The 18,500-nt window shown below is 70.8% G+C and carries 15 protein-coding genes; 8 read left to right on the top strand and 7 right to left on the bottom strand.

Going from position 1 to position 18,500, the window contains the following annotated elements; genetic code table 11:
- Window positions 1-27: 27 nt before the first annotated feature.
- The 3 genes from ACIBH4_RS34695 (at window position 28) to ACIBH4_RS34685 (ending at window position 2,422) form a co-directional block, all read left to right on the top strand.
- The gene (locus tag ACIBH4_RS34695) at window positions 28-720 is read left to right on the top strand and encodes a TetR/AcrR family transcriptional regulator (protein WP_362769917.1); all 693 of its coding nucleotides are present in this window, start codon (window positions 28-30) and stop codon (window positions 718-720) included.
- A gap of 311 nt (window positions 721-1,031) precedes the next feature.
- The gene (locus ACIBH4_RS34690) at window positions 1,032-1,592 is read left to right on the top strand and encodes a hypothetical protein (RefSeq protein WP_362521807.1); all 561 of its coding nucleotides are present in this window, start codon (window positions 1,032-1,034) and stop codon (window positions 1,590-1,592) included.
- A gap of 14 nt (window positions 1,593-1,606) precedes the next feature.
- A complete protein-coding gene (locus tag ACIBH4_RS34685; RefSeq protein ID WP_362769915.1) occupies window positions 1,607-2,422 on the top strand; it encodes a hypothetical protein in 816 nt (271 codons plus the stop codon).
- 180 nt (window positions 2,423-2,602) lie between these two features.
- Here ACIBH4_RS34685 and ACIBH4_RS34680 read toward each other — a convergent pair whose 3' ends face one another.
- From ACIBH4_RS34680 to ACIBH4_RS34655, 6 genes are all read right to left on the bottom strand, one after another.
- Window positions 2,603-3,010 (bottom strand): ATP-binding protein, encoded by a 408-nt coding sequence (locus ACIBH4_RS34680; protein ID WP_350949909.1) that lies wholly within the window; start codon window positions 3,008-3,010, stop codon window positions 2,603-2,605.
- Window positions 3,011-3,362: 352 nt separating this feature from the next.
- Window positions 3,363-4,376 (bottom strand): nitronate monooxygenase, encoded by a 1,014-nt coding sequence (locus ACIBH4_RS34675; protein ID WP_362521811.1) that lies wholly within the window; start codon window positions 4,374-4,376, stop codon window positions 3,363-3,365.
- Window positions 4,377-4,523: 147 nt separating this feature from the next.
- On the bottom strand, window positions 4,524-6,194 hold the full coding sequence (locus tag ACIBH4_RS34670) for an ABC-F family ATP-binding cassette domain-containing protein (protein WP_362521813.1): 1,671 nt from the start codon (window positions 6,192-6,194) through the stop codon (window positions 4,524-4,526).
- Between the two features lie 317 nt (window positions 6,195-6,511).
- The gene (locus tag ACIBH4_RS34665) at window positions 6,512-7,675 is read right to left on the bottom strand and encodes an MFS transporter (protein WP_362769325.1); all 1,164 of its coding nucleotides are present in this window, start codon (window positions 7,673-7,675) and stop codon (window positions 6,512-6,514) included.
- Window positions 7,676-7,752: 77 nt separating this feature from the next.
- Complete coding sequence (locus ACIBH4_RS34660) at window positions 7,753-8,526, bottom strand: SDR family oxidoreductase (RefSeq protein WP_362521817.1); 774 nt, start codon at window positions 8,524-8,526, stop codon at window positions 7,753-7,755.
- Between the two features lie 64 nt (window positions 8,527-8,590).
- Window positions 8,591-9,043, bottom strand: coding sequence for a MarR family transcriptional regulator (locus ACIBH4_RS34655; protein ID WP_362769322.1), 453 nt, complete (start codon window positions 9,041-9,043; stop codon window positions 8,591-8,593).
- 118 nt (window positions 9,044-9,161) lie between these two features.
- Here ACIBH4_RS34655 and ACIBH4_RS34650 point away from each other — a divergent pair, with 118 nt between their 5' ends.
- From ACIBH4_RS34650 to ACIBH4_RS34635, 4 genes are all read left to right on the top strand, one after another.
- Window positions 9,162-12,401, top strand: coding sequence for an efflux RND transporter permease subunit (locus tag ACIBH4_RS34650; protein WP_362521821.1), 3,240 nt, complete (start codon window positions 9,162-9,164; stop codon window positions 12,399-12,401).
- Between the two features lie 142 nt (window positions 12,402-12,543).
- The gene (purB, locus tag ACIBH4_RS34645; RefSeq protein ID WP_362520013.1) at window positions 12,544-13,974 is read left to right on the top strand and encodes an adenylosuccinate lyase; all 1,431 of its coding nucleotides are present in this window, start codon (window positions 12,544-12,546) and stop codon (window positions 13,972-13,974) included.
- A gap of 5 nt (window positions 13,975-13,979) precedes the next feature.
- A complete protein-coding gene (locus ACIBH4_RS34640) occupies window positions 13,980-14,735 on the top strand; it encodes a GNAT family N-acetyltransferase (RefSeq protein WP_362520016.1) in 756 nt (251 codons plus the stop codon).
- A gap of 141 nt (window positions 14,736-14,876) precedes the next feature.
- Complete coding sequence (locus ACIBH4_RS34635) at window positions 14,877-15,896, top strand: DUF4037 domain-containing protein (RefSeq protein ID WP_362769319.1); 1,020 nt, start codon at window positions 14,877-14,879, stop codon at window positions 15,894-15,896.
- A 16-nt stretch (window positions 15,897-15,912) separates the two neighbouring features.
- Here ACIBH4_RS34635 and ACIBH4_RS34630 read toward each other — a convergent pair whose 3' ends face one another.
- Window positions 15,913-16,218 carry a DUF3817 domain-containing protein gene (locus ACIBH4_RS34630; RefSeq protein ID WP_362769317.1) on the bottom strand — a complete coding sequence of 102 codons (306 nt, stop codon included), beginning with the start codon at window positions 16,216-16,218 and terminating at the stop codon, window positions 15,913-15,915.
- A gap of 319 nt (window positions 16,219-16,537) precedes the next feature.
- Between ACIBH4_RS34630 and ACIBH4_RS34625 the strand changes: the two genes are divergently transcribed.
- Window positions 16,538-18,421, top strand: coding sequence for an ABC transporter ATP-binding protein (locus ACIBH4_RS34625; RefSeq protein WP_362520025.1), 1,884 nt, complete (start codon window positions 16,538-16,540; stop codon window positions 18,419-18,421).
- Window positions 18,422-18,500: the final 79 nt, after the last annotated feature.

Below are 18,500 nucleotides of genomic sequence, written 5' to 3'. Positions count from 1 at the left end.
ATGTATCGCAACAGTACGATGCAACCCATGACTGTGTGGGATCGACCGGAGCCGCCGGCTCGCCCCGTGCCGCTCGACAGGGAGCGAATCGTCGCCGCCGCCATCGCGCTGGCCGACGAGGGCGGACTGGAGGCGGTGTCGTTGCGCAAGGTCGCCGCCCGGCTGGACGTCGGTCCGATGCGGTTGTACGGATACATCTCCACCAAGGAGGAGTTGTTCGACCTCATGGTGGACGAGGTTCACGCCGAGATCCTCCCCGAGGAGCGGTCCGGTGACTGGCGGGAGGTGCTGCGTGTCCGCGCCCACCGCACCAGGCGGGCCGCCCTCCGTCACGAATGGCTGGCCGACCTGCTCGGCGGCAGGCCGGCCCTGGGGCCGAACGCCCTCGCCGTGAATGAGACCACGCTGGCCGCCCTCGACGGTCTCGCCGACCTCGACACCGTCCTGCGCGCCGTGGAGACCGTCGGCGCCTACTTCACCGGCGCGATCAGGCGCGAGGTCGCGGACCTGCGGGCCGAGCGCGCCACGGGCCTGTCCAAGCGCGACTGGCAGCGCGCCTCCGGCCCGTACGTGAGCAGGATGCTGGCCACGGGCCGCTTCCCGGCGCTCGCCAAGGCCGTACACGACGGCACGGAGGTGGACGCCGAGACGTCCTTCACGACCGGCCTGGAGTGGGTCCTCGACGCCGTGGCCGCCAAGCTCGCCCGCCCGTCGGCGTGACGCTCGGGATCTCCGGCTCACATCCTCGACAGGATGCATATTTAATTCCCAATCTCGGGATTATTGGGCATTTCCCCTAAACCGCCGTCAAAATAATTAAGAGTCAAATTTCGGGATGTATGCGAAATTGTAAATCATATGGCGGCGAAGCATCGCTTAGCGATTTTAATTTTCTTGACACAATAGAACGCCAATGACACGTTTGTTTTTGCCGTGCGCCGATCCAGGTCGGCGCCGCGCGTGCTTTCAACCGCCGGACGGGGGTGCGCGACAGCCCTCGATCCTGCTCGACTCAGCTCGGAGGTGCGGTCATGCGTCACTCTTTTCGTACGATCTCCACGATGGTCGGCATCATGGGCGCGTTGCTGCTCGGGATGTCGCCGACCTCGGCGAGCGCGGTCCCGGCGCGACCCGCGCCCGCCCCGCCGCCCGCGCCCGCTCCCGTTCCGGCACCCGCCCCCGCGGGTGGCGAGGCGACCTCGAGAAACACGAGTTCCCCGGAGAACGGCCGATCGCTTTCCGCGGTGTGTTTCTTCGAGACCAGGGGCGACTACGTCCACGTCTCCAGCTCCGCCTTCGAGGCGTCCGGGCACGGCTGGTGGATCAACGGCAACTGCAACGCCACGCTCGCGATCGTCACGGTGCAGCTGCAGCAGTATTACGCTGACGGCAGCTGGAGAAACGCCGGCACGGTGGGCAGCGCGACGGTGAGGTCCGGCGGCGGGGCCGGCAACCGCGCGACCGGGCGCGCGGGCTGCAACAGCAGCAGCCTGACCGGGTGGCGTAGCGTCATCGACGTGGACCTGGTCGGCCTGGCCGACGACCCGGGCAAGCTCGTCACCCCGGGCCAGAACATCTACTGCAGGCGGTGACCCGAGGGGGCGACGTGAGTATCAGACCCGGCAGCACCATGCTCGCGGCTTTGCACGGCGAGCTGACGCCGCACCCGTGGCGAGATCCTCTCGTCGCCTCCTCCGACGCCTACAGCCTGTTCGTCGCGAGAGCCTCCGCGATGGGATGGCTCACCGAGGCCACACGGAACGCGTCCGGCGGCCTGTGGGGTATGAACGACGCCGGGCAGGATCCGCTTCCGGAGTCATCGCGACCGGCGCGCGTCGCGTGGTTTCAGGTGTCGTTGACCACGCCGGTCCCGGCCGGTCGGCCGTTGCCGGTGCAGGCGTTCCTGTCGTGCGCGGACGACGTCGTGGCCCGTATCGGCGCTTTACGTCTGGCGGCGGTTCAGGTCCTGCTGCCCGTGCAGGGTCTTGACGCGCCGACGGACACCTCGTCGCAGGGGAGCGCGGTGATGACCCTGCTCCAGGACGCGGGCTGGTTCGCCGACGTTGACCCGCACCTGCGAACACGGGTGCGGGTGACGCTGGACGGCGGGCAGGATCCGTCCATCCGCTCGGCGGCGCCCGAGATGCTCAGGTGGATACGGGAACTCGACCAGGACGTCTTCTCGTGCGACTCGCTCACCGTGACGGACGACGTGATCCTGGAGCCCGCCGTCATCGACGAGCTGTGGCGCGGTCCCGCCCGTCACCGAGTCGCCCTGCGCGGCACCCTGGCCGAGTGGTCGTTGGACGCTCTGGGATGGCTGGCCGCCCTCCTCGCCGACGCCGGTGCCCGGTACGGGGTCGGCACCCCGCTGATGTTCACGGCCGCCCGCTCGCAGGAGCCGGACACGCGCACCGGCTGAGCCCGGCGGCCTGCCGTGCGTGCGGAACGCGGTCTCGTCGCAGGCCGCGGGCCGGCGTGTGGCGACCGCAACCGCAGCCCGGCCCTCTTACGGCGCCGGCCGTGATGTCGCCTCTCGCGGCGGTTCTCCTGCGACACCGGTCACGTCACGACGTCGACCCGGCCAAAAGAGTCCGGCGGGTTATCCGGCGGCGCCGGAGACGGCGTTCAGGTGCATCCGCAGCCGGACGAGGGATCGGCCATCGCTCTGGCGGATGCTGAACTCATCACAAAGCCGGCCCATCAGCCACAGCCCGAACCCGCGCACCGAGCCCGGGGCGGGCCGGGGGCGGTCGGCCTGCTCGGGGGTGAGGCGTCCGGCGTCGTCGACGACGTCGATGACGAGGTCCGCCTCGTCGTGCCAGACGCTCACGCTTCCGGCCGCGTCGCCGTGCTCCAGCACGTTGATGACCGCCTCGTTGGCCGCCAGCAGCAGGTCGTCGCGCCGGGTTCCGGCCAGGCCGACCTGACTCATGTAGCGGTGCAGATGCCGGCGCAGGCCGATCAGGTCAGTGCTGATCGGCCAGTGGCCACGCTGGTCGGTGTGCATGCCCGTCCCCTTTACGTGAGTGCCGTCTGTGGCTTTCACCGGGGGCGCTACCGACGTATCCGCCAGAACCAGAACGGTCGCTGTGAAAGTTGTGCAAGGTCACTACCCATCCTGACCTGCTCAATCATCCATTTTTGGTGGGAACGCTCCCTCCCCAGGTGAGACCGCCGAAGCTGTGTTCGGTGGGGGAGGGGGACGAGTCGGCGGTCTTTCTCGCATCGCGGCGCGTGCCGGACACGTGGCTGTCCGTGCTGTCCGTGCTGTCCGTGGCCCCTCGCGGAGATGGTTTCCAGGCCGGAGCCTGGTTCGAGTCCGGATTTTTTCAGGTGGTGTGTGGGCTGGGAGCCGTTTTTCAGATCGCGGCCAGGTCGGCGGTGACCTCCGCCGCGGGCGCCTCGCGTGCCTGCCTCCAGGAGGTCCCGGCCCACAGGTGCAGCGTCTGCGCGTCCCCGGCGGCCGCCGCGGCGCGGCGCAGCGGCGCCGTCAGATGGTGGATCTGCGGGTAGGCCGCCGGGGCCCGGCCGGAGTACTCCGTCATGAACCGGTTGACCAGGCCGCGTGCCGGACGCCCGGTGAAGGCTCTGGTAACGGCGGTGCGGGTGAAGTGAGGATCGGTCAGCGCCGCGCGGTGGGTCACGCCGGTGCCGCTCTCGGGACAGAGCAGGAAGGCGGTACCCGCCGCGGCCGCGGTCGCTCCCGCGGACAGGACCCAGGAGACGTCGGCGGCCGTGGCGATGGCGCCGCCCGCGACGAGGGGGAGCCGTGAGACCTCCCGTACCTGAGACAGCAGGCGCTCCAGGGGTATCGCCCCGGCGTCCGCGTTGGTGAACGACCCGCGGTGGCCGCCGGCCTCCTCACCTTGGACGCACAGCATGTCGGCGGCCGAGGCCAGCCGCGCCTCGGCCGCCGACGTCACAGTGACCACCACGGTGGTACCCCTGTGGCGGAACGCCTGGATCAGCTCGTCTCGCGGGCATCCGAAGGTGAACCCCACCATCGCCGGAGGATCCGCCAGCAGGTCGGCGACCTTGGCGGGGAAGTCGTCGTCGCCCCCGAGCGGGACTCCCAAAGTGGTGCTCAGCCGCCGTGCCTCTTTCTCGATGGCCCGCGCGTAGTCGTCGATCTCGGCCTGGTCGACGTCGTCGGCCGTGGGCATGAACACGTTCACCCCGAACGGGCGGGAGGTGAGCTCACGTGTCCGCTCGATCTCCTGACGCATCTGCGCGGCCGTCTTGTAGCCGGCCGCGAGAAACCCCAGGCCGCCGGCTTCGGACACGGCCGCGGCCAGTTCGGGGGTGGACGCCCCACCGGCCATGGGGGCCTGCATGACCGGCAGCCTGGACGGCCACGACACCGGGTCGGACATCGACACCGCCTTCTTCTCGTCTCCTTCGGCAGCCGATGCTCTCATCACCGGCGTCACGACGGTGAACGGGCCGAACGGCCAGGACTCACCGGCCGAGCACGTCGAGGAGTCATCGGGTTCTGCGAGCCTATGCGACCGAGCGTCACATCAGCCGGATCGCGGTGCTGACCCGCCTATCTCCAGGCGCGGCCAGTCGGCGAGGTCGCGCAGCAGTTGCCGGTCGTGTGTGGCCACGACGACGGCGGCGCTCGTGTCGCGGATCGCGTCGGTCAACTCCTCGACCAGCGTCGACGACAGGTGATTGGTCGGTTCGTCGAGCAGGATCAGACCGGGCCGCCCGGCCAGCGCCAGCGCCAGGCCGAGGCGCCGCTGTTGTCCCTGCGACATCCGCTCGACCGGGACGCGCATCGCGGCGGAGTCCAAAAGCCCGAGCGCTCCGAGCGGGACGGCGTCGGCGTCGCGCAGCGCCCCGCAGGCCACCAGTCGTCCCACCTGGCGGGCGTGCGCCTCGAGGGCGGTGAGTCCGGGGACCTGCTCGGCGGTCTCCTGGGTGACCCAGGCGATTCGCGCACCCTTCGCCGTCCAGAGATGCCCGTCGGTGGGTTGGAGCGAGCCGGCCAGCACCGCGAGCAATGTGGACTTCCCGGCGCCGTTCGGCCCGGTGACGAGCAGCCGGTCGCCCCCGTCGAGAGTGAGGTCGACCGGGCCGGCCAGCCGCCCGTCGACGGCGACGCCGTGCGCGCGCAACTGCGGCGCACCCTGCCGGACGCCCAGGTCCGGCCACCGCAGTGCCGACGGCGGCTGCGGCACGTCGATACGGTGCGCCCGCAGGGCGTCCTGCTGCCGGTTCAGGGCCTGTACCACGCCCGGCGCGCGGGACTGGCGCTGGTGCTTGCCGGTTCCCTTGTCCGGCCGCCAGCCGGTGGAGAGCCGGTCGCGGGCCTTCGAGACCGCCTCCTGCAGTCGCCGGCGCTCGGCCTGCTGCTGCTCGTGGTCCTGCTCCCAGCGCTCACGTTCGCGACGCCGGGCGTCCTGCCAGGCGTCATAACCGCCGGCGTACAGATGCGGTTTGCCGTCGCGGGCCGGGTCGAGGTCGAGGAAGCGGTCCGCGACGTCGCGCAGCAGTGCCCGGTCGTGGCTGACGACGGCGAGGGCACCGTCGTGCTCGCGCAGTCTGCCGGTCAGGAAGTCCAGCCCGCCGGCGTCAAGGTGGTTGGTCGGCTCGTCGAGCAGTAGAACGTCGTACCGTGCGCCGAGCAGGCACGCCAGCCGCACCCGGTAGCGCTGCCCGACCGACAGCCTCGCCAGGGGACGGTCTCGGTCGGTGCAGGCGCCGAGGGATTCGAGGGCGACGTCGAGGCGGCGTTCGGCGTCCCATGCGTCGAGCCGGGTGGCGGCGTCGAGCGCGGCGGCGTAGCGGTCGTCGGCGCTGGGATCGCCCTCGGCCATGGCGAGGGTCGCCTCTTGCAGCGCGCCGAGAGCCGCGAGGGAGGCGGCCAGTGCCTGGGAGATCAAGGTGGCGACGGTCTCACCGTCTCGTGCGAACAGTTCCTGACGGGCCAGGCCGATCGTGCCGGCCCGGTGCACGGTGCCCTCGTCCGGCGTGATCAGTCCGGCGAGGACGTGCAGCAGTGTCGTCTTGCCGCGGCCGTTCTCGCCGACGACGGCGACTTTCGATCGGGCGGAGACGGTGACCGAGACGTCGTTCAGGACACGCCGGGATCCAAGGGTGACGGTGACGTTCGTGGCGCGGACGTGTGCGCTGTCGCCTGCCTCGATGGGCAGGGAGATGGTTTCGGGGGTCGGGGTGAGGTTCAACGGTGCTCCGCAGCTCGCAGTGGAGCCGGGCAGCGGTAAGAGGCCGCCCGGCGGGAACCGGGACGGCGAGCGCGGATTCAGCAGGAAGAAGGCGCCGCCGTCAGCGGGCGGAGCGGATCTTCTGCGACCAGATACCTCGTGCCATGACGGTCACTCTAACAACCCGGGCGCCCTGGGCTCATCCGGATTTCGCCTGCCTGTGGTGTGCGGCATCAACATCTATTAATCTACATTGTAAAGGCGTCCGGCGAGGCTCAAGATCATTTACAGCGGACTAAAGACCATCCCACCAAAAGCAGGGCCGCGCCGTTGGCCGGTCATGATGTCGTACGGGGGCGCAGTGCTCCGGCGGAGGCGGCCATGAAGGCGGCGAGCAGGGCGGGGATGCCCAGGGCCGCGGGCAGGCCGATGAGCTCTGCGGCGCCGCCGATGATGGCGGGGCCCGCGAGAAGGCCGGCGTAGCCGACGGTGGCGACCTGGGCGATGGCTCGGCCGGCGCGGGCGGGGGCGTGGTTGCCCGCGGCGGAGAAGATTTGGGGAACGATGGTGGACAGGCCAAAGCCGAACAGGGCGAATCCGATGAAGGCGATGGGGATCTGGCCGGCGAGCAGTGCTGTACCGAGGCCGAGGGCGGCGATGAGGCCGCAGTAGCGCACCAGGCGTACCGGTCCGAAGCGTTGGGCGAGGTGGTCTCCGGCGAAGCGGCCGATGGTCATGGTGGTGGAGAAGACGGCGAATCCGGCGGCGGCGAGGGCCTGGGGGGCGCCGAGGTTCTGGAAGAGGTAGACGGCGGTCCAGTCGTTGGCGGCGCCTTCTCCGACGAGGCCTGCGAAGGCGACGATTCCCATGAGGATGATCCAGCCGGTCCATGGGGCGCGGGCGGGGGCGCGGTGGTGGGTGGGGGTTGTGGGAGGCGGCGGGGTGGGCAGGAGGTGGCGGCGGGCGTACAGGGAGATGAGGGCGAGGGGGATGCCGACGGCGGTGAGGGTGGCGGCGGCGCTGAGGTGGAGGTAGGCGAAGGTGGCGCCGATGCCGGCGCCGATGAGGCCGCCGATGCTGAACATGCCGTGGAAGGAGGACAGGAGGGGGCGGTGGTAGGCGCGTTCGACTTCGACGCCGTGGGCGTTCATGGAGACGTCGAGGAAGGCGTTGGTGAGGCCGAAGAGGAATAGGGCGGCGATGAGGGTGGGCAGGGTGGTGGCGTAGCCGGGTGGGATGACGGATAGTGCGGTGGCGATGGCGGCGGGGGTGATGAGGCGGGCGCTGCCGAGGCGGTCGGTGAGGTGTCCGGCGAAGCGCATGCCGGTGACGAGTCCGAGGGCGGTGGCGAGGAGGCCGTAGCTGAGTTGGCCGTCGCTGAGGTCGAGGGTGTGTTTGACGGCGGGGATGCGGGCGGCCCAGGCTCCGGAGGTGATGCCGAGGAGGATGAAGAAGTAGGAGAGGGCTTTGCGGGCGTTGGTGGGGCGCTGGGTGGTGGTCATGGGTGTTTCCCGGCCGGTGTGTTGGATCCGGGGCGTATTCAATCATGTGGGTTTTGTGGTGGCGGGGTGCTGGGTGGTCAGTGGACGGAGAAGCCGCCGTCGACGCAGATGGTTTGGCCGGTGATGTAGGCGCTGGCGTCGCCGGCGAGGAGGACGGCGATGCCGGCGTAGTCGGAGGGGTGGCCGTTGCGGCGGGTGAGGGTGCGGGCGGCGAGTGCTTCGAGGCGGCCGGGGGTGTCTTGGACGGATTGGGTGAGGGGGGTGAGGACGAAGCCGGGGATGATGGTGTTGGCGCAGACGCCGTGGGGGGACCAGGCTTCTGCTTGGGAGCGGGTGAGGCCGGTGATGGCGGCTTTGGAGATGCCGTAGGCGCCGCTGTTGCCGAAGGCTCTGATGGATTGCTGGGAGCCGATGTTGATGATGCGGCCCCAGCGGCGTTGGGCCATGAGGGGGCCGAAGTGTTGGCCGAGGAGGTAGGGGGCGGTGATGTTGACGGCCATTGTCTGTTGGTAGTCGTCGGTGGTGAGTTCTGTCATGGGGGGGCGGATGTTGTTGGCGGCGTTGTTGACGAGGATGTCGATGTCGCCGAAGAAGGTGGGGGCTTGGTGGCAGAGGTGGGTGATGTCGTCGGGGTTGGCGAGGTCGGTGGTGATGGCGGCGGCGTTGATGTTGTGGTGGTGGAGTTCGGTGAGGGTTTGGGTGAGGTGGGTGGTGCGGCGGGCGGCGATGACGATGTTGGCGCCGGCGTGGCCGAGGGCGTGGGCGATGGTGTGTCCGATGCCGGAGCTGCCGCCGGTGATGAGGGCGGTGCGGCCGGTGAGGGAGAAGAGGGTGTTTGTGGGTTCTGTCACAGCGACAGAACCTATCATCCTACCTTTTGGTGCGGGAGTGGTTTTTGGCTGGTGAGTGGTGTTTTCAGCGGGTGAGCGCGGCGTGTTGGATCTTGTTCATGATCGCGGCGAGGTCGCGCAGGGTGGGGGTGTCGAGGTGTTGCAGGAGGCGGCGGAACTCGTTGAGGCCGGCGTCGGTGATCTCCTCGGTGAGGGCGCGCCCGGCGGGGGTGAGTTCGACGCGGCGGATGCGGCGGTCGTGGGGGTCTTCGCGGCGGGCGACGAGGCCGCGGGCGACGAGGCGGTCGACGATGCCGGTGACGGTGCCGAGGCCGACGCCCAGGTGGGTGGCGAGGTCCTGGCCGGAGGCGAGGTCCTGGCCGGAGAGGATCAGGACGACTTTGAGCTGGCGCATGGTGAGGTTGGAGTCGAACAGCGGCGTTGGGGGGCCTTGCTGGGCGAGGAGCCGGCCCAGGGCGCGCTGGACGGCGCCGATGTGGTCGATCAGTTGTTCGCGGTCGTCGTTGTTCACGCTCACCTCTCGCTTCCTGAGAAGGTTATCAGGATTGGTAAGCATCGTTAAATATTCGCCTGAGGCGAAGTGTTAGTCTGGGGCGAATCTTGTTGTGATGTCCCTCCCTGAGGAGCCTGCCTCCATGACGTCCCTGGCCAGGTTGAGCCTCGCCAACCGCAGCCTCGTGATAATGATCACGCTGGTGTTGAGCGCGTTCGGCCTTTTCGCGATCCCCTCATTGAAACAACAGCTGCTGCCCTCGCTGTCGTTCCCGGGAGCGTTCGTGGCGGCCCCGTATCCGGGCGCCTCCCCTGAGATCGTCGAGGAGCAGGTGACCAAGCCGATCGAGAACAGTTTCCAGGGTCTGGAGGGGGTCTCGGAGGTGACCTCGACCTCCCGGGAGGGGATGGCGCAGGTCCAGGTGGCGTTCGAGTACGGCACCGACATCGACGCGGCGGTCGCGCAGATGCAGCAGGCGATCTCGCGGATCAGGACGCAGCTGCCGGAGGCGGTCGATCCGCAGGTCCTGTCGGGCGGGACCGACGACATCCCGGTGATGCAGCTGGCGGTGGGCGACGGCGGTGATCAGCGGGCCATGGCCGAGCGGCTTGAGCGGCTGGTGGTGCCGGAGTTGCGGGCTGTGGAGGGGGTGCGCGAGGCGACGGTGACGGGCGCCCGTGACGAGGTCGTGACGATCACTCCGGATGTCGGGAAGCTGGCGGCGCTGGGGTTGTCGCCGGCCGCGGTGGGAGACGTGCTGCGGGCCAACGGGCAGCCGGTTCCGGCGGGCAGCGTGACCGAGGACAAGGTGTCGCTCACGGTTCAGGTGGGGGCGCGGGTCGAGACGCTGGAGGAGCTGAAGGAGCTGTATCTGATGCCCGCGGCGGCGCCGCAGGCACCGCAGGCACCGCCGCAGGCCCGGCAGGCGCCGGGGGGCGGAGCGGCCGCGCAGGCACCGCAGGGGCAGACGCGTGTGCAGGCGGCTCCCAGGCCGGTGCGGCTGGGTGAGGTGGCGACGGTGGAGCGGACGCCGGCCGAGGCGACGTCGCTGACGCGGACCAACGGGCAGCCGAGCCTGGGCCTGTCGGTGACGATGGCGGCGGACGGCAACGCGGTGGCGATCTCGCACGCGGTGCGCGAGAAGCTCCCGGAGATGGTGCGGGCGATCGGGGACTCCTCGGAGATCACGGTGATCTTCGATCAGGCGCCGTATGTGGAGCGGTCGATCGAGGACCTGACGACCGAGGGGTTGCTGGGACTGGCGTTCGCGGTTTTGGTCATCTTGGTCTTCTTGTTGTCGGTGCGCTCGACGCTGGTGACGGCGGCGTCGATCCCGCTGTCGGTGATCATCGCGTTGATCGCGTTGTGGGTGGGCGACTACTCGCTGAACCTGCTGACGCTGGGGGCGCTGACGATCGCGGTGGGCCGGGTGGTCGACGACTCCATCGTGGTCTTGGAGAACATCAAGCGTCATCTGAGCTATGGGGAGGCCAAGCGCAAGGCGGTGCTGGCGGGGGTGCGCGAGGTCAGTGGCGCGGTGACGGCCTCGACGCTGACGACGGTGGCGGTGTTCTTGCCGATCGCGGTGGTGGGCGGCATGGTGGGGCAGCTGTTCGCGCCGTTCGCGATCACGGTGACGGTGGCGTTGCTGGCGTCGTTGCTGGTGTCGTTGACGGTGGTGCCGGTGCTGGCGTACTGGTTCTTGAAGGCGCCGGTGTTGTCGCCGGAGCAGGCGCGGGTGGTGCGTGAGAAGGCAGAGGCCAAGGAGTTGCGCAGCCCGCTGCAGCGGGCGTATCTGCCGGTGCTGCGGTTCGCGACGCGGCGGCGGCTGGTGACGGTGATCGTGGGGGTGGTGGTGTTCGCCGCGACGATGGGGCTGGCGGGCCGGTTGGAGACCAACTTCATCGACTCCTCCGGGCAGGACACGGTCTCGATCAGCCAGCGGATGCCGGCGGGCACCGACCTGGCGGCGACGGACGCGGCGGCCAAGAAGGTCGAGGAGGTTTTGTCGTCGCTGGAGGGGGTGCGCGACTACCAGGTGAACGTGGGCGGTGGCGGCGGTTTCCTGGGCGGTGGCGGCGGCGGGGGTGATCGGGCGTCGTACTCGGTGACGGTCGCCGAGCAGGCCGACAGCTCGGTGCTGGAGGAGGAGCTGCGCGAGCGGTTGGCGCGGCTGGACTCCTCGGAGATCGGCACGGTCACGGTGGGTGGCGGCCAGGGTGGCCCCGGCGGCGGGTCGACCGACCAGTTGCAGGTGATCGTCCAGGCGCCGGATGTGGAGACGCTGCGCACCGCGACCGAGACGGTTCGCACGGCGATGGCGGATCTGGGCGGGTTGCGGGATGTGACCTCCAACCTGGAGGACGGTGCCGAGCGGGTCGAGGTGCGGGTCGACCGGGAGAAGGCGGCGGCCAGGGGGCTGACCGAGACGCAGATCGGCCAGTTGGTGGCGCAGCAGTTCCGGGGGGCGCCGCTGGGTGAGCTGACGCTGGACGGCCGCGTGGGTGCGGTGGTGTTGCGGACCGCGGACGCGCCCGAGGATGTCAAGGCGGTGGAGGCGCTGAGGTTGCCGACGGCCACGGGGGTGGTGAGGTTGTCGCAGGTGGCGCAGGTGGCAGTAGTGGACGGTCCCACGCAGGTGACGCGGATCGACGGTGAGCGCAGCGCGACGGTGTCGGGTACGGCGACGGCCAGTGACCTGGGCAGCGTGACGACGGAGCTGACGTCGAAGCTGGACGCTCTGGCGTTGCCGGCGGGGGCGAGCTTCACCATGGGAGGGGTCAGCGCGGACCAGGACGAGGCGTTCGGGCAGCTGGGGCTGGCGATGCTGGCGGCGATCGCGATCGTCTTCATGATCATGGTGGCGACGTTCCGGAGTTTCGTACAGCCGCTGATCTTGCTGGTGTCGGTGCCGTTCGCGGCGACCGGCGCGGTCGGTCTGCTGCTGGCGACGGGCACGCCGATGGGGGTTCCCGCCCTGATCGGCATGCTGATGCTGATCGGCGTCGTGGTGACCAACGCGATCGTGCTGATCGACCTGATCAACCAGTACCGCGAGCAGGGCATGGGCATCGTGGAGGCGGTGATCGAGGGCGGCCGGCGCAGGCTGCGGCCGATCCTGATGACCGCGGTGGCGACGATCTGCGCGTTGATCCCGATGGCGCTGGGGCTGACCGGTTCCGGCGGGTTCATCTCCCAGCCGCTGGCGATCGTGGTGATCGGCGGGCTGCTGTCGTCGACGCTGCTGACGCTGGTGCTGGTGCCGACCCTGTATGTGACGGTGGAACGGCTCAAGGAGCGGCTGCGGCGTAAGCCCAGGGGTGAGCACTCGCGGCTGAAGGTCTACGACAAGGACGAGCTGGCGCCGACGGCCCGGCAGTAGCCCGTTTCGAAGGGGGGCAGGCCGGTGGGTCCCGCGCGGGACCCACCGGCCTGCCCCCCTTTCACCCGGTTTCACCTTGGTCTGCGCAGGTGTGGCGCCCGGGGGCCGGGTGGGTGCGGGCGGCGGAATATACTGACCCAACGTGACTGCCAAGCCGCGTATCCCCAATGTTCTTGCCGCCCGCTATGCCTCCGCGCAGCTGGCCGGCCTGTGGTCTTCCGAGTACAAGGTGGTGGCCGAGCGGCGCCTGTGGCTGGCCGTGCTGGCCGCGCAGGCGCGGCTGGGGGTGGAGGTTTCCCCCGCGGTGTTGCGGGATTACGAGAAGGTGGTCGAGCAGGTCGACCTGGAGTCGATCGCCGCCCGTGAGCGCGTCACCCGCCACGACGTCAAGGCCCGCATCGAGGAGTTCAACGCGCTGGCCGGCCACGAGCAGGTGCACAAGGGCATGACGTCGCGGGATCTGACCGAGAACGTCGAGCAGCTGCAGATCCGCGACAGCCTGGTGCTGGTGCGGGACCGGTGCGTGGCGATGCTGGCCGCGCTGGCGGGCCTGGCGACGCGGCACTCGCAGCTGGTGATGGCCGGGCGTTCGCACAACGTGGCCGCGCAGTCGACGACGCTGGGCAAGCGGTTCGCCTCGGCCGCCGACGAGCTGCTGGTGGCGTTCGCCCGGCTGGAGGAGCTGATCGGCCGCTATCCGCTGCGCGGCGTCAAGGGGCCGGTCGGCACCGCCCAGGACATGCTGGACCTGCTGGGCGGGGATGCGGCCAAGCTGGCGGCGCTGGAGGAGGAGGTGGCCGCCCACCTGGGGTTCGCCCACCGGCTGACCAGCGTGGGGCAGGTGTATCCGCGGTCGCTGGACTACGAGGTGCTCAGCGCGCTGGTGCAGCTGGCGGCGGCCCCCTCCTCGCTGGCCAAGACGATCCGGCTGATGGCCGGGCACGAGCTGGTCACCGAGGGGTTCGCCGAGGGGCAGGTCGGCTCCTCGGCGATGCCGCACAAGATGAACACCCGCTCGTGTGAGCGGGTCAACGGACTGGCGGTCGTTGTGCGGGGGTATGCGTCGATGGCCGGGGAACTGGCCGGTGACCAGTGGAACGAGGGGGATGTGTCGTGTTCGGTGGTGCGCCGGGTGGCGCTGCCGGACGCCTTCTTCGCGTTCGACGGGCTGGTGGAGACCATGCTGACGGTGCTGGAGGAGTTCGGCGCCTTCCCCGCGGTGATCGCCGCCGAGCTGGATCGCTACCTGCCGTTCCTGGCGACGACGAAGATGCTGATGGCCGCGGTACGGGCCGGGATGGGCCGCGAAAGCGCCCATGAGCTGATCAAGGAACACGCGGTGGCGTCGGCACTGGCGATGCGCGAGGGCTCCGGCGGCAACGAGCTGATCGCCCGGCTGGGAGCAGACGAGCGTTTCCCGCTGGAGCGGGCACAGCTGGAGGCGTTGCTGGGCGAGCCGATCTCCTTCACCGGGGCGGCCTCGGCCCAGGTGGAGGCGGTCGTGGAGCGGGTGGAGCGGGTCGTGGCCCGCTACCCGCAGGCGGCCGCCTACCGGCCGGGGGCGATCCTCTGAGCGGCGTGCCGGTGCGGTTGCGCGACGTCGCACAGTTGGCGCAGGCCTGCTCGGGGGATGCGCTCGTGTTGTGGGGGGCGCAGGCGATGGGGCCGGGGGTGCGGGCGTGGGCGCTGGGGGAGGCGGTGGCGGTGGCCTGCCCCGACCTCAACCGCCGTGATCGCCTCACGGTGTACGGGCAGGCCGATGCGGTCGCCGCCCTGCTGGAGCCGCTGGCGGCCGAGGTCGGCCCCTCCTACCGGGTGGTGGGGGAGCGAAAACTGATGGAGCGGCTGGTCGCCCGATCGGCGCGGCTGCGCCCGCTGGGGGTGTTCGAGTGGATGGAGGCGGCCGCGTCCGCGCTCACCTGGCCCCGGCCGGAGGCGGAAGCGGGGCGGGTGGGGTGGCTGGGGGAGGCCGAGGAGGGGCAGGTCGCCGCCCTGCTGGCGCGGGCGGCTCCCGGCTCCTGGGCGGCGCCGGGCGTGGCGGGGGTGCGGCGCTGGGCGGGGGTGCGCGGCCAGGACGGCCATCTGGTGGCGGTGGCCGCCGACGCCTGGTCGTGCGCGCAGGTGGGTTTCGTCGCCGGGGTCGCCACCGCGCCGGCCGTGCGCGGCCACGGCCATGGCGGCAGGGTGTGCCGGTTCGTGCTGGGGGAGCTGGCGGCCGCGCACGAGCGGGTCGCGTTGATGGTCGACACCGGCAACCACGCCGCCATCGCCCTGTACGAGCGGCTGGGGTTGCGCGGGCGCCCGCTGGCGGCCGCTGCCCTTCAGGACGCCTGAGTTTTCCGTCCCGGACAAGGAGTTGCGCGAGCAGGTGACGAAGGTGGGGCCCTCGCGCGGTCCCGTGTGGTCTCGGGGCGGGCGCCCAGGGAGGAAAACCTGGTGCGGGGCGCGGTCACGCCAGGCAGAGTGGACGAAATGATGTCCAGTTTCATACCTGGCCTGGAGCTTTCGCGTGCTTTCTACGCCCAGGTCGTGGGACCGATCGTGGCCGACGTGCCGCACAGTGCCGCGCTGATCGGCGCCGGGTCGGAGGTTTTGGCGTTCGACACCGAACGCTCCACCGACCATGACTGGGGGCCCAGGGTGGTGGTGTTCGTGGCCGCCCACCGCGCCGAGGAGGTGCGGCGCGCCGTCGGCGAGGGCCTGCCCGCGGACTTCGGCGGCTATCGCACCGCCGTGGGCGGTGAGCGTCACGGGGTGCAGGTGAGCGATCCGCGGACCTGGTTCACCGACCGGCTGGGATTCGACCCGCTGGGCGGGGTGAGCGTGCTGGACTGGCTGTCGACTCCCTGGCAGCGGCTGGCGGAGGTCACCAGCGGGGAGGTCTTCCACGACGGCCTGGAGGTCATGGGGCGCTCCCGCGCCGCGCTGCGCTGGTATCCGCCCGATCTGGAACGCTACGTGCTGGCCGGGCAGTGGAGGCGCCTGGCCCAGCAGGAGGCCTTCCCCGGGCGGTGCGGGGAGGTCGGCGACGACCTGGGCTCGGCGCTGGTCAGCGCGGACCTGGCGCGCGACCTGATGCGGCTGGTCGTGCTGATGCGGCGGCGCTACCCGCCGTACGCCAAGTGGCTGGGCAGCGCGTTCGCCCGCCTGCCGGGGACGGCAGAGCTGGGGGAGGCATTGTCGGCGGCGGTGGCGGCCACCGCCTGGCGTGAACGAGAAGAGCACCTGGGGGCGGTGTATCGGCGGGTGGCCGCCTGGCACAACCGGATGGGGGGCGCCGCGGCGCTGGAGGGGAGCCTGCGCCCCTATCACCGGCGGCCCTTCCAGGTGATCGGCGCCGGCCGGTTCGCCGACGCTCTGAGCGCGGCCATCACCGACGCCCGCGTGCGGGCGCTGCCCGCGGTGGGCTCGATCGACCAGTTCGGCGACTGCGCCGACCTGCTGACCGATCCGCGGCGCTGCCGGGCGGCCACCCGCGCCGTGTTGGACCTGTGAAGCCGCAGGGCGCTGGTCAGGCGGCGAGCGGTTCGCCGCGGCGGGCCAGCACACGCCGCTCGAACCACAAGGTGGCCAGCGGCGGCACCGAGCACACCAGGCCGACGATGACCGTGCCCCGGCTCCAGCCGTCCTGGCGGGCCGCGTACAACACCGCGGCCAGGTACAGGACGAACAAGGCGCCGTGCACCGGGCCGAAGATCTTCACACCGAGGCCTCCGGTGGCGGCGACGTACTTGAAGTACATGCCGATGAGCAGGCCGGCCCACGAGCACGCTTCGGCGATCGCCACGTAACGGAACAGGCGGAGTGCGGTCGGCACGGCGCGTACACCTCTCAGAAGGGGAAGACGTCGAGACGAGGGGGCGTCCGGACAGGGGAATACGGCCTTCAGCCTATGGGGGCGAGGTGGCGCCCGCCCCGCCGGGGCACGGCCACGGGTGCGCGAAGGGCAGGCGCAGTGCCCGGGGGCGGGGGAGGGGGAGGGCCCTGGCCGGGACACCCCACCCTTGACCTGAAGTTAACTTCAGCTTCTAGCCTCGCAGAGGCGGCGCCCGCCGGGCTTTTCGCCCCCCGCCGCCGGGCGGCGGCGAGGCCGCCCGTCTTTCACCCGACGAGCACGGAAAGCACGGTGACGCACCATGAGCATGGAGATGGCGGCCTGGCATTCGCTGTACGCCACGATGCACGCCCAGCAGGACCGGCGGCCCTTCTCGGTGGCCACGCTGCGGCGTATCGCGGCCTTCGCCCGCCCGCACCGTTTTCTGCTGGCGTGGTTCCTGCTGCTGAGTGTGGTGTCGGCGGTGCTGGCGGTGGCCACGCCGGTGCTGGCCGGCCGGGTCGTCGACGCGATCGTCGGCGGTGCCGCGGCGGGCGTCGTGGTCCGGCTGGCCGCGGTGATCGCGGTGATCGCGCTGGCCGAGGCGGCGCTGGGCCTGCTGACGCGGTGGATGTCGGCGAGCATCGGTGAAGGACTGATCCTGCGGTTGCGCGGCGCCGTCTTCGACCACGTGCAGCGTATGCCTGTGGCCTTCTTCACCCGCACCCGTACCGGCGCGCTGGTCAGCCGGTTGAACAACGACGTCATCGGCGCCCAGCGCGCCTTCAGCGACACCCTGTCGGGCGTGGCGGGCAACCTGGTGACGCTCACCTTGACCCTGGTGGTGATGGCCGGCATCTCCTGGCAGCTGACCGCGCTGGCACTGGTGCTGCTGCCGGTGTTCGTTGTGCCGGCCCGGCGCGTGGGCAGCCGGCTGGCCCGGATGGAACGCGAGGCCGCCGACCACAATGCGGCGATGAGCACCCAGATGACCGAGCGTTTCTCCGCCCCCGGCGCCACCCTCGTCAAGCTGTTCGGCCGCCCCGCCCAGGAGTCGGCCGAGTTCCTGGCGCGGGCGCGGCGGGTACGTGACATCGGGGTGCGCACCGCGATGGTGCAGTCGGTGTTCGTCACCGCCCTCACCCTGGTCTCGGCGCTGGCGCTCGCCCTGGTGTACGGAGCGGGAGGCTTCTACGCGTTGCGCGGTGACCTGGAGCCGGGCGCGCTGGTGGCGCTGGCGTTGCTGCTGACCCGCCTGTACGCGCCGCTGACGGCGCTGGCCGGGGCGCGGGTGGAGGTGATGAGCGCCCTGGTCAGCTTCGAGCGGGTCTTCGAGATCTTGGACCTGCGGCCACTGATCACCGACAGGCCCGACGCCCGGGCGGTGCCGGAAGGGCCGGTGACGGTGGAGTTCGACCACGTCGGCTTCGCCTACCCTTCGGCCGAGAAGGTGTCGCTGGCCTCCCTGGAGGAGGTCGCCACCTTGGATGCGCGCGGCGGTGCGACGGTGCTGCAGGAGGTGTCCTTTCGCGCCGAGGCCGGGCAGATGGTCGCGCTGGTGGGCTCCTCGGGAGCGGGCAAGTCGACGATCGCGCAGCTGCTGGCCCGCCTGTACGACGTCGACAGCGGCGCGGTGCGGTTGTCGGGGGTGGATGTACGCGACTTGTCGGCAGCCTCGATCCGTCAGACCTTGGGCGTTGTGACCCAGGACGGGCACCTGTTTCACGACTCCATCCGCGCCAACCTGCTGCTGGCCCGCCCCGAGGCCACGACCGAGGAGCTGTGGCAGGTGCTGCGGCGCGCCCGGCTGGCCGATCTGGTCTCGGCGCTGCCCGATGGGCTGGACACCGTGGTCGGCGAGCGCGGCTACCGGCTCTCGGGCGGGGAGCGCCAGCGGCTGACCATCGCCCGGCTGCTGCTGGCCCGCCCCCGGGTGGTGGTGCTGGACGAGGCCACCGCCCACCTGGACTCCACCAGTGAGGCCGCGGTCGCCGAAGCGCTGACCGAGGCGCTGGCCGGACGGACCGCGCTGGTCATCGCCCACCGGCTGTCGACGATCCGCACCGCTGACCTGATCTTGGTGGTCGAGGATGGGCGGATCGTCGAGCGCGGCACGCACGCCGGCCTGCTGGCCGCCGGAGGCCGCTACGCGCAGCTGTATCGCACCCAGTTCGACCGGCAGGCCACCACCGCGGCCACCCGCTGAGCATGCGGGCCCTTCGCGCCGCCGGTATGAGGGCACGAAAACGCGGGGGAGGTGGCCGGGTCAACGGGCGCGCCCCGGC

It is taken from the genome of Streptosporangium sp. NPDC050284 (genome assembly GCF_044459525.1).
GTDB lineage: Bacteria > Actinomycetota > Actinomycetes > Streptosporangiales > Streptosporangiaceae > Streptosporangium.
Note: the sequence above shows the minus strand (reverse complement) of the source record. Positions and strands in the feature narration are given on the sequence as shown.

Coding starts and splice junctions, on each gene's coding strand:
- ACIBH4_RS34635 (WP_362769319.1), top strand. CDS start 14,877: ATGTCCAGTTTCATACCTGGCCTGGAGCTTTCGCGTGCTTTCTACGCC.
- ACIBH4_RS34675 (WP_362521811.1), bottom strand. CDS start 4,376: ATGTCCGACCCGGTGTCGTGGCCGTCCAGGCTGCCGGTCATGCAGGCC.
- ACIBH4_RS34690 (WP_362521807.1), top strand. CDS start 1,032: ATGCGTCACTCTTTTCGTACGATCTCCACGATGGTCGGCATCATGGGC.
- ACIBH4_RS34625 (WP_362520025.1), top strand. CDS start 16,538: ATGAGCATGGAGATGGCGGCCTGGCATTCGCTGTACGCCACGATGCAC.
- ACIBH4_RS34695 (WP_362769917.1), top strand. CDS start 28: ATGACTGTGTGGGATCGACCGGAGCCGCCGGCTCGCCCCGTGCCGCTC.
- ACIBH4_RS34680 (WP_350949909.1), bottom strand. CDS start 3,010: ATGCACACCGACCAGCGTGGCCACTGGCCGATCAGCACTGACCTGATC.
- ACIBH4_RS34650 (WP_362521821.1), top strand. CDS start 9,162: ATGACGTCCCTGGCCAGGTTGAGCCTCGCCAACCGCAGCCTCGTGATA.
- ACIBH4_RS34665 (WP_362769325.1), bottom strand. CDS start 7,675: ATGACCACCACCCAGCGCCCCACCAACGCCCGCAAAGCCCTCTCCTAC.